The organism is Salmonella sp. SJTUF15581, assembly GCF_043356775.1.
Classification (GTDB): domain Bacteria; phylum Pseudomonadota; class Gammaproteobacteria; order Enterobacterales; family Enterobacteriaceae; genus Salmonella; species Salmonella enterica.
The window spans coordinates 303,635-316,835 of the sequence record NZ_JBEUJY010000002.1; the positions used below are offsets into that span (position 1 = coordinate 303,635).

Sequence of the window (13,201 nt, forward strand, 5' to 3'; positions counted from 1 at the left end):
CGAAATATTAGCGGATTTCGCCCCTTAATTACAGCGAAAGTGTTGTTAAATCGCCCCGATCATAGCGGCCAAATATCATCGATAATAATCTGTAAACTACGGTTGCCGCGAAACTCGTTAATGTCCAGTTTATAAGCCAGTTCTACCTCCCGCACGCCGTTATCCGGCCAACAGGTCGTATCAATATTAAATGCGATGCCATCCAACAGCGGTCCGCCGCCGACAGGCTCCACCATCACCTTGAGGTGACGCTCGCCCACCAGACGCTGCTGTAGCAGACGGAAACGACCATCGAATAACGGTTCCGGGAACATTTGCCCCCACGGTCCGGCATCCCGCAACAGTTGCGCCACTTCCATAGACATCTCCGCCGCGCTTAATGGACCATCGGAGATCACCTCGCCTTGCAACAGGGCAGGATCGAGCCATTCCGTCACCAGCTCGCCAAAACGTTGCTGAAACTGCTCGAATTTATGCTCTTCCAGCGACAATCCCGCCGCCATCGCATGGCCGCCGAACTTGATCATCAGATCAGGGTAAAGGGTATCCAGCCTTTCCAGCGCATCGCGCATATGCAACCCCTGAATCGAACGGCCTGAGCCTTTTAGCGTGCCGTCGCCCGCAGGTGCAAAGGCGATCACCGGGCGGTGAAAACGCTCTTTAATGCGCGACGCCAGAATTCCGACCACGCCCTGATGCCATTCAGGATGATACATCGCCAGACCGCCCGGAAGCGTTTCACTACTGCGCTCAAGCTTTTCGCACAGGATAAGCGCTTCCGCCTGCATCCCCTGCTCTATTTCTTTGCGCGTCTGGTTAAGCGCATCCAGCTCGCTGGCCAGAACACGCGCTTCGCCGAGGTTATCGCACAACAGTAACGCCACGCCAACGGACATATCATCCAGCCTGCCGGCGGCATTCAGGCGAGGCCCCAACGCGAAGCCTAAATCACTGGCGGCAAGCTGCTGCGGATCGCGATTCGATATCTCCAGCAACGCTTTAATTCCCGGACGGCATTTCCCGGCACGAATACGACTTAGCCCTTGCCAGGTCAGAATACGGTTGTTGGCGTCCAGCGGCACAACGTCTGCTACCGTACCCAACGCCACTAAATCCAGCAGCTCCGCCAGATTCGGCGGCGCGATGTTGCGCTCGTCGAACCATCCTTTGTCGCGCAAAAATGTTCGCAACGCCAGCATCAGGTAAAACGCCACGCCGACGCCCGCCAGCGACTTAGACGGGAATTCGCAGTCGCGCAGATTGGGATTAATAATCGCTTCGGCATCCGGCAACGTGTCGCCTGGCAGGTGGTGATCGGTCACGATCACCGGAATCCCCAACGTCTTTGCATGCGCTACGCCAGCGTGGGATGAAATGCCGTTGTCTACGGTGACGATAAGCTGCGCGCCGCGCGCCTTCGCCTGATCGACCACTTCCGGGCTTAAACCGTAGCCGTCCTCAAAGCGATTAGGCACCAGATAACTGATGTTGTCACATCCCAACGCACGCATTCCCAATACGCTTAGCGCAGTACTGGTCGCGCCGTCGGCGTCAAAATCGCCAACAACAATAATGCGGATACCTTCGCGAAAGGCGTTGTAGAGGATCTCCACCGCGTTATCTATGCCGCTAAGCTGTTGCCAGGGCAGCATTCCTTTCACGCTGCGCTCCAGTTCGCGGGCGCTACGAACGCCCCGGCTGGCATATAAACGTCGTAGTAATGGAGGAAGATCGGCGGGGAGTTCCGCCGTCTCATCAGCCTCGCGCCGACGAAGTTGTCTCTGTTGTTTCACGCGTATTATTTACCACTGGTCTGTTTTTGATGCTCATCAAGAAACGCTTTCATCTCTTTCGGTCCCTGATAGCCAGGCACCACATAGCCGTTACTCAATACAATGGCTGGCGTACCGCTAACGCCCAACTGCACGCCCAACGCATAATGATCAGCAATGTTCACGTCACAGCTTGCCGGTTTCACGCCCTTACCTGCCATGGCGTCATCAAACGCTTTGTTTTTGTCTTTGGCGCACCAGATAGATTTCATATCCTGCTCCGCCTGGCTTTCCAGCCCCTGGCGCGGAAAAGCCAGATAACGTACCGTGATCCCCAGCGCGTTATAATCTTTCATCTCTTCATGTAGCTTATGACAATAGCCGCAGGTGATATCGGTAAAAACAGTAATGACATGTTTCTCATCCGGCGCTTTATAGACGATCATCTCTTTTTCCAGCGCATTTAGCTGGCTCATCAGCAGTTTGTTCGTCACGTTTACCGGATGCGCGCCGCTCACGTCATACATCGGCCCTTGAATAATATGTTTGCCGTCATCAGTGACGTACAGTACGCCGCTGTGAGTGAGGACGGTTTTCATCCCTGCCACTGGCGAGGCCTGAATTTCCGTACTCTGAACGCCCAGCTTAGCCAGCGACTGACGGATAGCCGCATCATCCGCATGGGCCACGCCTGAAAACGCCGCCGCCAGTAAAGTGAACATCATAAAACGCTTTTTCATAAACTATCCTTTCCTGTCAGCACTCATGCCCGCGGATGGTGCTGTTGATGAAGTTGACGCAAACGCTCCGTTGCGACATGCGTATAAATTTGTGTCGTCGAAAGATCGCTATGCCCAAGTAGCATTTGTACAACGCGCAAGTCGGCGCCGTGATTCAGCAAATGCGTGGCGAAAGCGTGACGTAAAACATGCGGCGATAGTTTTTCGCTATCGATACCAGCCAGTACCGCATAATGTTTAATACGGTGCCAGAAGGTCTGCCGCGTCATCTGCTGCGCACGCTGACTGGGGAATAATACGTCAATCGATACGCCATTGAGTAACCAGGGACGCCCATGCTCCAGATACGTTTCCAGCCAATATACCGCCTCTTCGCCTAACGGCACCAACCGCTCTTTATTGCCTTTACCGATAACCCGCACCACGCCCTGCCGCAGACTGATATCGCTCATTGTCAGCCCCACCAGTTCCGACACGCGCAAACCGGTGGCATACAGCACTTCCAACATAGCTTTATCGCGCAACTCCAAAGGTTGATCAATAAGCGGCGCCTGCAAGAGCCGTTCAACCTGCGCCTCGCTAAGGTCTTTCGGTAAACGCTGCGGAAGCTTAGGCGAGGCCAACTGCGCGCTCGGATCATCCTCACGATACTTTTCACGGTACAGATGCTGGAAGAAGCGCCGCATAGCGCTTAACAGGCGTGCGGAGCTGGTCGCTTTGTATCCGCCCTCCACCCGTTCAGCCAGCAGCGTTTGTAAATCATCAGCCTGCGCCGTCGCAAGCGTTTTTCCGCGACGATGCAACCACGCAACGACCATCGATAAATCGCGACGATACGCGCTTAATGTATTTTCCGCCAGATTTCGTTCCAGCCACAGGGCATCCAGAAACTGCTCAATACGCGCTAAATCCTGTTCCATTCGCGCTCCCCACTTCACGCTGACTTTGGGTGCATTATGCCTCATTGTGCCGTGAATGCAGTGATTCTGTTACACTACCCGCAACGCTATAGCAGAATCGAGATGTAACGTAATGAACATGGGTCTTTTTTACGGTTCCAGCACGTGCTACACCGAGATGGCCGCAGAGAAAATTCGCGATATCCTCGGCCCGGAGCTGGTGACATTACATAACCTTAAGGATGACGCCCCCGCCTTAATGGAGCAGTACGACGTGCTCATTTTAGGCATCCCCACCTGGGATTTTGGCGAAATTCAGGAGGACTGGGAAGCCGTCTGGGAGCAACTGGACGATCTCAATCTGGAAGGCAAAATCGTTGCGCTTTACGGTATGGGCGACCAGCTCGGCTACGGCGAGTGGTTCCTGGATGCGCTGGGTATGTTGCATGACAAACTTGCCCTCAAAGGCGTTAAATTTGTCGGCTACTGGCCCACAGAAGGCTACGAATTTACCAGCAATAAACCGGTCATTGCGGATGGGCAACTGTTTGTCGGCCTGGCGCTGGATGAAACGAACCAGTACGATCTCAGCGATGAGCGTATACAGACCTGGTGTGAACAAATTCTCGGCGAAATGGCCGAACACTACGCCTGAAGCCTTACTCGCTGTATTTCCCTCTCGACGGAACCGCGTTTACGCCGTTCCGTCAGTGTTGGCCTGATATCGGCTGCTGTAACAGTATCCGACGCAACTCACGCCATTCCGCTTCTTCCATGCTATCCGCCGCCAGCCATAAATGCTGATGACGTCCAGACTCTGCGCGTAAACGCAACACCATCCCGCTTTTCAGTAACCAGGGCGGACGCAAGAGCGTCCAGTCCTGCCCCTGCCAGCGTAAGCGCCCGTCCATGAGTAGCTTGATCTCTCCCTGGCAGGTATTAATCCTGCGCTGGCTACGTACACAGTCAAACACGACCAGCGACAGTAGTATCATCCATAACGGGGTATAACTCAGCGGCCAGGGCATCAATAAAATCACCGCGGCAACCAGCCCATGAATGAGCAATGAGATCCACTGAGCGCGCCATGAGACGCGTAAATCAGATTGCCACAGGACCACGTTCCCGATTCCGTGTCTGAATGAGTCGGACCATCTGTTCCAGTTCAGCGTCAGCCGGTTTACCGTGATTCATTAACCAGTTAAATAAATCCGGGTCATCACTCTGCAACAAACGGACAAAAATACGCTTTTCTTCATCACTTAAACTATCGTACTCATGTTCAAAAAACGGCATGATGGAAATATCAAGTTCGCGCATACCGCGACGACATGCCCAGTGAATACGTGCTTTATTGTGAATATCCATGTTCTTCCTGCCTCGCGAAAATGAAGTACCGGGCTATTGTAACGTGTTTTTGGCGTTGTTTTACGGGAATCTCAGTAATCTGGAACGCGATCGCGAAATAAAAGGCTGGGAATCAATATGTTCATCCATTTTGGATACCGCCTCGCAAAACGATCAATCCGCTCTCAATGGGCTATTTAAAGCACTTGCAATGACCGATGGCTCTTTTACCATTAACCATTATTGTTGCAGCTAACCAGGACATTATTTATGGCTTTTATCTCCTTTCCACCGCGTCATCCTTCATCGTCAGCCCGCCTGCCGCTGACGCTGATCGCGCTTGACGACTGGGCGCTGTCGACCATTACCGGCGTAGACAGTGAAAAGTATATTCAGGGCCAGGTCACCGCTGACGTAAGCCAGATGACTGAACAGCAACACCTTCTCGCCGCCCACTGCGATGCTAAAGGTAAGATGTGGAGCACTCTGCGCCTGTTCCGTGAGCGCGACGGTTTCGCCTGGATTGAACGCCGTAGCGTGCGTGAAGCACAATTAACGGAGCTGAAAAAGTACGCCGTATTTTCCAAAGTGGTCATCGCGCCAGATGACGAACGCGTATTGCTTGGCGTGGCCGGTTTTCAGGCCCGCGCGGCGCTGGCTAATGTCTTTAGCGAACTGCCCAATAGCGAAAATCAGGTGGTCAGAGACGGCGCCTCCACGCTGCTATGGTTTGAACATCCTGCGGAACGATTCCTGCTTGTCACCGATGTCGCGACGGCCAACATGTTAACGGAGAAGTTACATGGCGAAGCCGAACTGAATAACAGCCAACAGTGGCTGGCATTGGATATTGAAGCAGGCATTCCGGTGATTGACGCGGCGAACAGCGGTCAGTTTATCCCCCAGGCGACTAACCTACAGGCGCTGGGCGGCATCAGCTTCAAGAAAGGCTGCTACACCGGACAGGAGATGGTCGCACGGGCAAAATTCCGCGGCGCCAATAAACGCGCGCTTTGGTTGCTGGCGGGCAAAGCCAGCCGGGTACCGGAAGCAGGAGAAGATCTGGAGCTACAGATGGGCGAGAACTGGCGTCGTACTGGCGCTATTCTGGCGGCGACGCAGTTAGACGACGGTCAGTTACTGGTTCAGGCCGTCATGAATAACGATTTAGAAGCCGAAAGCGTCTTCCGCGTTCGCGACGATGCCAACACCCTGCATATCGTCCCGCTGCCCTACTCGCTGGAAGAGTGATATCACGTTAAAAGCCGGATAGCCTGATAGCGCAACGCCATCAGGCTCGCACGTGCTGCTCTCGTAGGCCGGATAAGGTACGACAGCGCCGCCATCCGGCACGGGCATCCGGGAATTACGCCTGTCCCACATACAAATAGATGGCCAGGAAGTGGCACACGCTGCCGCCCAGCACAAAACCATGCCAGATGGCGTGGTTATAAGGTATGCGTTTGCAAACATAGAAAATTACGCCCAGCGAGTAAACGACGCCACCTACCGCCAGCAGCGTCACGCCGCCTATCGCCAGCTTAATCGCCAACTGATAAACCACTATCAGCGACAGCCAGCCCATTGCCAGATACGTAACCAGTGAAAGCACTTTAAATCGGTGCGCAATCGTCAACTTGAAGAGGATACCGAATAGCGCCAGGCTCCAGATCACAATCATTAGTCCGCGCGCCAGCGGCGAATCCAGACCTACCAGCAGAAATGGCGTATAGGTTCCGGCAATGAGCAGATAGATAGCGCAGTGATCAAATTTCTTTAACCAGATTTTTGCCCGCTGATGAGGAATGGCATGATAAAGCGTTGAGGCAAGAAAAAGCAGGATCATGCTCCCGCCATATAAACTGTAGCTGGCGATAGCCGTCATACCCGCATTCGCCTCTACCGCCTGAACCAACAACAGCACCAGGCCGACAATACCAAATACCAATCCAATGCCGTGGCTAATACTGTTGGCGATTTCCTCAGCCAGCGAATATCCCTGCGTCATTAATGGTTTTTGCACCATAACTTACTCCGGAGAAACGTTCATAACGATGAACTGCGTCTCTAGCGTAACTGAGAATGGTTCCAGTGAACACATGTTAGCTAAAATAAATTCTCAAAATTAAATTTTGTTTATTATTCAATAAGTTAATTACAAGAACTCAACTAACACGCGTTCATATTTATCAAAGGCATTTAAAATCAATCACATAAAATTGCGTCTGGTTGGGATAGATTTCAGCAATGACCCGTTTCAGCTCATCAAGCGACATATTTTCCTGTTGCGCATGTTTTTCGTTCAGCGTATCCAGCGTCACAGTTGACGTTCCTGTCACTTCGATTGTGCAAAAATAGCCATCATCTTCGAACCGCCCCACTCGTAGCACATCGCCTGCTTTAAAGTGGGACTCGGAGGCATCACGAATAGTGATGGTTTTATGCCCTGCCAGAATGTCATTCTGGAAACGTTGAAAGAAAGTAATGTCGTTTGGCTGCATGTGGTTATCCCCCTGAATATGGCCCCTTGAAGTGGATGTTACGATCTGAATATGTTCTTGCCCCGACACGCGAGCACCCTGGAATTTTGCGTACGCTTTACATGTCATTTGGTGCAGAATGAATGATAACAGACTAAATAAATTGAGATTATGCAACAATGAGAAAACTCACCCTGCCAAAAGATTTTTTATGGGGCGGCGCGGTTGCTGCACACCAGGTTGAAGGCGGCTGGAATAAAGACGGTAAAGGCCCCAGCATCTGCGACGTGCTAACCGGCGGCGCACACGGCGTGCCACGCGAAATCACCCAGAATGTCGTTGCTGGCAAATACTATCCGAACCACGAGGCGGTGGATTTTTACGGACATTACAAAGAAGACATCCGTCTTTTCGCCGAAATGGGGTTCAAATGCTTCCGTACCTCTATTGCCTGGACGCGTATCTTCCCGAATGGCGACGAATCCCAGCCAAACGAGGCCGGTCTGAAATTCTACGACGACATGTTTGATGAGTTACTCAAATACAACATCGAACCGGTCATTACCCTTTCTCACTTTGAAATGCCATTACATCTGGTACAGCACTACGGCGGCTGGACCAATCGTAAGGTCGTTGATTTCTTTGTCCGTTTTGCTGAAGTCGTGTTTGAACGCTACAAACATAAGGTCAAATACTGGATGACCTTCAATGAAATCAACAATCAGCGAAACTGGCGCGCGCCGCTGTTTGGCTACTGCTGTTCCGGCGTGGTGTATACCGAGCATGAGAATCCAGAAGAAACCATGTATCAGGTCTTACATCATCAGTTTGTCGCCAGCGCGCTGGCGGTAAAAGCGGCACGTCGTATTAATCCACAGATGAAAGTGGGTTGTATGCTGGCGATGGTCGCGCTGTATCCTTTCTCCTGTAAACCAGAAGATGTGATGTTTGCTCAGGAGTCGATGCGTGAACGCTACGTCTTTACCGATGTGCAGCTGCGCGGCTATTACCCGTCCTATGTGTTGAACGAGTGGGAGCGCCGCGGATTTAACATCAAAATGGACGATGGCGATCTTGAAGTGCTGCGCGAAGGCACCTGCGATTATCTTGGTTTCAGTTATTACATGACCAACGCGGTCAAAGCCGAAGGCGGTAGCGGCGATGCGATTTCCGGTTTTGAAGGCAGCGTACCGAACCCCTATGTTAAAGCATCTGACTGGGGCTGGCAGATTGACCCGGTGGGCCTGCGTTATTCATTGTGTGAACTGTACGAACGCTATCAAAAGCCGCTGTTTATTGTCGAAAACGGTTTTGGTGCTTACGACAAAGTAGAAGAAGATGGCAGCATCAACGACGACTATCGCATTGACTACCTGCGCGCCCATATTGAAGAGATGAAAAAAGCGGTGACTTACGATGGTGTCGACCTGATGGGCTACACGCCATGGGGCTGCATCGACTGCGTGTCGTTCACCACCGGTCAGTACAGCAAGCGCTACGGCTTCATCTACGTGAACAAGCACGATGACGGTACGGGCGATATGTCGCGTTCGCGTAAGAAAAGCTTCAACTGGTACAAAGAGGTGATTGCCAGCAACGGCGAGAAGCTTTAACTCCTGCACGTTACCCGCCAGTCGGCGGGTAACACTTTGAACGAGTCTTACCAGGTCTTACCTATTTTAAATTCCCAGCGTACATCTTCCATTTTGGTTGGCGACTTCGCTTCCTGCATTACCGGGAAGAAGGCTCCGGCACCAAACCATAACTTCAGTGAATCGACGGCAATATTAAATGACGGACCAACAACCCATTCGGTAGTTCCAGAATGGTTATTAATTACGCTGCCATTAGACAGTTTTTTCGTTCCAGAGGCATTATTGCTGTAGGCACTTTCCAGACCAAGATCCAGCGGTAAATCGCTAAACATATACCGCACCTGGGTATTCCACTGGAATTCGTTACCTCGTTTCACGTCCTGGTTACCGCGCTCAAATGGTCCCTGATATACAAAACCCATATCCCCTTTAATGTTAGGAGTAAATAATTTTGTTAAAGTGAGTGTTACTCTTCCTCCCCAGGCGCTATTCCCAGGCAAATGATTATCTCCATCTTGCCCGGTGGGTAGTAATACTGCCCCACCTACCGTAACCCAAAACGGATCACCTCTTCGCTGGCTCATTAAAGCATAATTGACCCCCACCGATTGGTCGCCCATTCCCTCTATGTGCTCAGGAGACAGATTGTCTCGTTTGTTATTGATATAGGAACCCACAGTTGATAATTCCAGTCTGTCGGTCAAACCGTAACGAATCTTCAATAACCATATCTGGGAGTAAACATCCGGACTTCCGTGCCCCTCGATTTGATGATCTTTATCGCGAAATGAGCTATTCACGGCGGTTAATAACTTTCCTTCCGGCAATACTGAACCACCAGAAATAGCGGTATTAACTGGTGCACCTAATAGATTACTGGGATTATTTTCTCCGTTAGCTGCCATTGCATTCATTAATAGAATATATGTCATTAATGGCAGAAATATAAATCGTTTCATTATTCCCTCCAGGTATAAAAAACAAAGCGCTAAGTTAATAAATATTTACGTTATTTATGTTTATTTTTAATTTATAATTTAAATTAATAACTTGATGAATTTAATATACGGAAATTTTTGTAACTATATTGAGAGGTAAATAACGATTCCGGAGAGAAACTATTTGTAACTACATGTAAATATACTGTGTTGTTTTGATTAAATAACAGCAAGGTAAAAATGATGCACAATGAATCATTAGGCTCTAAAAAAGCGGTAATTTAATTCTGGCTAATACACTGATACAAACGCCAGGTTGCCTGACAGGAGCCAACGATTTAGTGTAATATATTGAATTAGTAACACTTTGTAGCCTGAATAAGGCACTCACACTGCATCCGACATAAACAAAGCGCACTTTATTAACAAGCTGAAAAGGCGCCGAAGCGCCTTTAGAAAACAGTCGAATCAGTAAATTACTGGTAGTCGCTAATCGGTACGCAGGAGCAGAACAGGTTACGGTCGCCATAAACATCATCCAGACGTTTCACCGTCGGCCAGTATTTGTCTGCCACGCCTGCCGGGAATACGGCAACTTCACGGCTGTACGGATGCGCCCACTCGGCGACCAGTTCGCTCTGAATGTGCGGCGCGTTCACCAGCGGGTTATCTTCCAGCGGCCAGACACCCGCTTTCACCTGGTCAATCTCTGCGCGAATAGCCAGCATCGCATCGATAAAGCGATCCAGCTCAGCCTTACCTTCAGATTCCGTCGGCTCTACCATCAGCGTGCCCGCCACCGGGAACGACATGGTTGGCGCATGGAAACCGTAGTCGATCAGACGCTTGGCAATATCCAGCTCGCTGATGCCGGTTTCTTCTTTCAATGGGCGAATATCAAGAATACATTCGTGCGCCACACGGCCATCGCGACCGGTATACAGTACCGGGTACGCGTCTTTCAGACGGCTGGCAATGTAGTTAGCGTTAAGAATCGCGACCTGACTTGCCTGCTTCAGGCCTTCTGCGCCCATCATGCGGATGTACATCCAGCTGATTGGCAGGATAGAGGCACTGCCGAACGGCGCCGCAGACACCGCGCCCTGACGGGTGAGCATCCCTTCAATTTGCACCACGCTATGACCCGGTACGAACGGTGCCAGATGCGCTTTCACGCCGATCGGTCCCATGCCTGGGCCACCGCCGCCGTGCGGAATGCAGAAAGTTTTATGCAGGTTAAGATGCGAAACGTCCGCGCCAATAAAGCCCGGTGAGGTAATGCCGACCTGAGCGTTCATGTTCGCGCCGTCAAGGTAAACCTGACCGCCGAACTGGTGCACAACTTCACACACTTCACGGATCGTTTCTTCATAGACGCCGTGGGTGGAAGGATAAGTCACCATGATGCAAGAGAGGTTCGCAGCATGTTGTTCTGCTTTTGCCCGCAGATCGTCCAGGTCGATGTTGCCGTTCTTATCACAGGCGACTACCACCACCTGCATTCCTGCCATATGTGCAGAAGCAGGGTTAGTGCCGTGAGCAGAGGCCGGAATCAGGCAGATATCGCGATGCCCTTCGTTGCGGCTTTCGTGATAGTGACGAATCGCCAGCAGCCCCGCGTATTCCCCCTGTGCGCCGGAGTTAGGCTGCATACAGACGGCGTCGTACCCGGTGAGTTTCACCAGCCAGTCAGAAAGCTGGCTAATCATCTGATGATATCCTTCCGCCTGTTCCGGCGGGCAGAACGGATGCAGTTCAGCGAATTCCGGCCAGGTGATAGGGATCATCTCGGCGGCGGCGTTCAGCTTCATGGTGCAGGAACCCAGCGGGATCATCGCCTGATTCAGCGCCAGATCTTTACGCTCCAGCGAGTGCATATAGCGCATCATCTCGGTTTCGCTGTGGTAACGGTTAAATACCGGATGCGTCAGAATCGCATCGTCACGCAGCATACTTTGCTGAATGGAACGGCTATCAAGCGCCACGTCTTTATCCAGTGTTTCAATGTTCAGACCGTGGCTGTCGCCCAGCAAAACATTGAACAACTGCGCCACATTCTCACGGGTGGTGGTTTCATCGAGCGTAATACCCACCGCGTTATGAATATCGCTGCGCAGATTGATCTCTGCCGCTTCCGCACGCGCCAGTACCGCAGCTTTATCAGCTACTTCCACACACAGCGTGTCAAAGTAGTGCGCATGACGCAGCTTTAAGCCTTTCTGTTGCAGACCGGCCGCCAGAATATCGGTCAGGCGGTGGATACGATTCGCAATGCGTTTCAGGCCAACCGGTCCATGATAAACGGCATACAGACTGGCGATGTTAGCCAGCAGTACCTGCGAGGTACAAATGTTGGAGTTCGCTTTCTCACGACGGATATGCTGCTCGCGAGTCTGCATCGCCATGCGCAGTGCGGTATTGCCCGCCGCATCTTTTGAGACGCCGATAATACGGCCTGGCATGGAGCGTTTAAATTCGTCTTTGGCGGCAAAGAACGCCGCATGCGGGCCACCGTAACCCATCGGTACGCCGAAGCGTTGCGCAGAACCGAAAACGATATCCGCGCCCTGTTTGCCTGGAGCCGTCAGCAGCACCAGCGCCATAAAGTCGGCAGCAACGCTGACCACAACTTTACGGGATTTCAGCTCAGTAATCAGTGCGCTGTAGTCGTGAATTTCGCCCGTGGTGCCTACCTGTTGTAACAGCACGCCAAACACATCCTGGTGATCCAGTGCTTTCGCCGCGTCATCCACAATGACGTCAAAGCCAAAGGTTTCGGCACGCGTACGCACGACGTCCAGAGTTTGCGGATGGACATCAGAGGCGACAAAGAACCGGTTGGCATTTTTCAATTTGCTGACGCGCTTTGCCATCGCCATCGCTTCAGCGGCGGCGGTCGCTTCATCCAGCAGCGAGGCGGAAGCCATGTCCAGCCCCGTCAGGTCCAGCGTCACCTGTTGGAAGTTGAGCAGCGCTTCCAGACGCCCCTGAGAGACTTCCGGCTGATAAGGGGTGTAGGCGGTATACCAGCCTGGATTTTCCAGCATGTTGCGCAGGATAACCGGCGGTAGCTGCACGGCGGTGTAGCCCATGCCAATATAGGACGTGAAGCGCTTGTTACGCCCGGCGATGGCTTTTAATTCCGCCAGTGCGGCATATTCGGTTGCCGCCTCGCCAACCTGCGGCGGAGTCGCGAGCTGAATGTCTTTCGGCACAATCTGACCTGTCAGCGCGTTTAACGACTCGGCGCCAACCGCATTCAGCATCTCTTGTTGCTGTGCGGCGTCCGGTCCGATGTGGCGTTCAATGAAAGCGCCGCGGTTTTCAAGCTGGCTTAACGTCTGTGTCATGGGCGATGGTTCCTGAAACGTGCAGTGAATCGTGATTGTCTCTAACTCAATTGCCCGGTGGCGCTGACGCTTACCGGGCC

12 protein-coding genes are annotated in these 13,201 nt (G+C 52.0%); 3 read left to right on the forward strand and 9 right to left on the reverse strand.

Translation table 11 applies throughout. The features are described from left to right. Positions 1-59: 59 nt before the first annotated feature. The 3 genes from recJ to xerD are packed head-to-tail and all read right to left on the reverse strand — an operon-like array spanning position 60 to position 3,432. Positions 60-1,793 carry a single-stranded-DNA-specific exonuclease RecJ gene (recJ, locus tag ABVN36_RS04920; RefSeq protein WP_000813387.1) on the reverse strand — a complete coding sequence of 578 codons (1,734 nt, stop codon included), beginning with the start codon at positions 1,791-1,793 and terminating at the stop codon, positions 60-62. A 5-nt stretch (positions 1,794-1,798) separates the two neighbouring features. Then, positions 1,799-2,512: a bifunctional protein-disulfide isomerase/oxidoreductase DsbC gene (gene dsbC, locus ABVN36_RS04925; protein ID WP_000745614.1), complete on the reverse strand. Its 714-nt coding sequence runs from the start codon at positions 2,510-2,512 to the stop codon at positions 1,799-1,801. 23 nt (positions 2,513-2,535) lie between these two features. Beyond that, positions 2,536-3,432: a site-specific tyrosine recombinase XerD gene (xerD, locus tag ABVN36_RS04930; protein WP_000434303.1), complete on the reverse strand. Its 897-nt coding sequence runs from the start codon at positions 3,430-3,432 to the stop codon at positions 2,536-2,538. A 112-nt stretch (positions 3,433-3,544) separates the two neighbouring features. Here xerD and fldB point away from each other — a divergent pair, with 112 nt between their 5' ends. Beyond that, positions 3,545-4,066, forward strand: a complete 522-nt coding sequence (gene fldB, locus ABVN36_RS04935) for a flavodoxin FldB (RefSeq protein WP_001055885.1) — start codon at positions 3,545-3,547, stop codon at positions 4,064-4,066. Between the two features lie 52 nt (positions 4,067-4,118). On the opposite strand, the gene ABVN36_RS04940 is transcribed toward fldB, so the two are convergent. Then, on the reverse strand, positions 4,119-4,532 hold the full coding sequence (locus ABVN36_RS04940; protein ID WP_000244756.1) for a protein YgfX: 414 nt from the start codon (positions 4,530-4,532) through the stop codon (positions 4,119-4,121). Then, positions 4,513-4,779, reverse strand: a complete 267-nt coding sequence (sdhE, locus tag ABVN36_RS04945) for an FAD assembly factor SdhE (RefSeq protein WP_000351186.1) — start codon at positions 4,777-4,779, stop codon at positions 4,513-4,515. The genes ABVN36_RS04940 and sdhE overlap by 20 nt, the downstream gene beginning before the upstream one ends. Positions 4,780-5,028: 249 nt before the next feature. Between sdhE and ygfZ the strand changes: the two genes are divergently transcribed. Next, on the forward strand, positions 5,029-6,009 hold the full coding sequence (gene ygfZ, locus ABVN36_RS04950; protein WP_000874176.1) for a tRNA-modifying protein YgfZ: 981 nt from the start codon (positions 5,029-5,031) through the stop codon (positions 6,007-6,009). Between the two features lie 115 nt (positions 6,010-6,124). On the opposite strand, the gene ABVN36_RS04955 is transcribed toward ygfZ, so the two are convergent. Both ABVN36_RS04955 and yqfB read right to left on the reverse strand, forming a co-directional pair. Next, complete coding sequence (locus ABVN36_RS04955; RefSeq protein WP_000250289.1) at positions 6,125-6,784, reverse strand: hemolysin III family protein; 660 nt, start codon at positions 6,782-6,784, stop codon at positions 6,125-6,127. A gap of 163 nt (positions 6,785-6,947) precedes the next feature. Continuing rightward, positions 6,948-7,259: a N(4)-acetylcytidine aminohydrolase gene (yqfB, locus tag ABVN36_RS04960; RefSeq protein ID WP_001182970.1), complete on the reverse strand. Its 312-nt coding sequence runs from the start codon at positions 7,257-7,259 to the stop codon at positions 6,948-6,950. 158 nt (positions 7,260-7,417) lie between these two features. Between yqfB and bglA the strand changes: the two genes are divergently transcribed. Continuing rightward, the gene (bglA, locus tag ABVN36_RS04965; protein ID WP_001230140.1) at positions 7,418-8,851 is read left to right on the forward strand and encodes a 6-phospho-beta-glucosidase BglA; all 1,434 of its coding nucleotides are present in this window, start codon (positions 7,418-7,420) and stop codon (positions 8,849-8,851) included. A gap of 47 nt (positions 8,852-8,898) precedes the next feature. Here bglA and ABVN36_RS04970 read toward each other — a convergent pair whose 3' ends face one another. Together ABVN36_RS04970 and gcvP are read right to left on the reverse strand one after the other, a co-directional pair. Then, positions 8,899-9,792, reverse strand: a complete 894-nt coding sequence (locus tag ABVN36_RS04970) for a transporter (protein WP_023138768.1) — start codon at positions 9,790-9,792, stop codon at positions 8,899-8,901. Positions 9,793-10,247: 455 nt separating this feature from the next. Further along, positions 10,248-13,121 carry an aminomethyl-transferring glycine dehydrogenase gene (gcvP, locus tag ABVN36_RS04975; protein WP_000194975.1) on the reverse strand — a complete coding sequence of 958 codons (2,874 nt, stop codon included), beginning with the start codon at positions 13,119-13,121 and terminating at the stop codon, positions 10,248-10,250. Between the last annotated feature and the right edge of the window lie 80 nt (positions 13,122-13,201).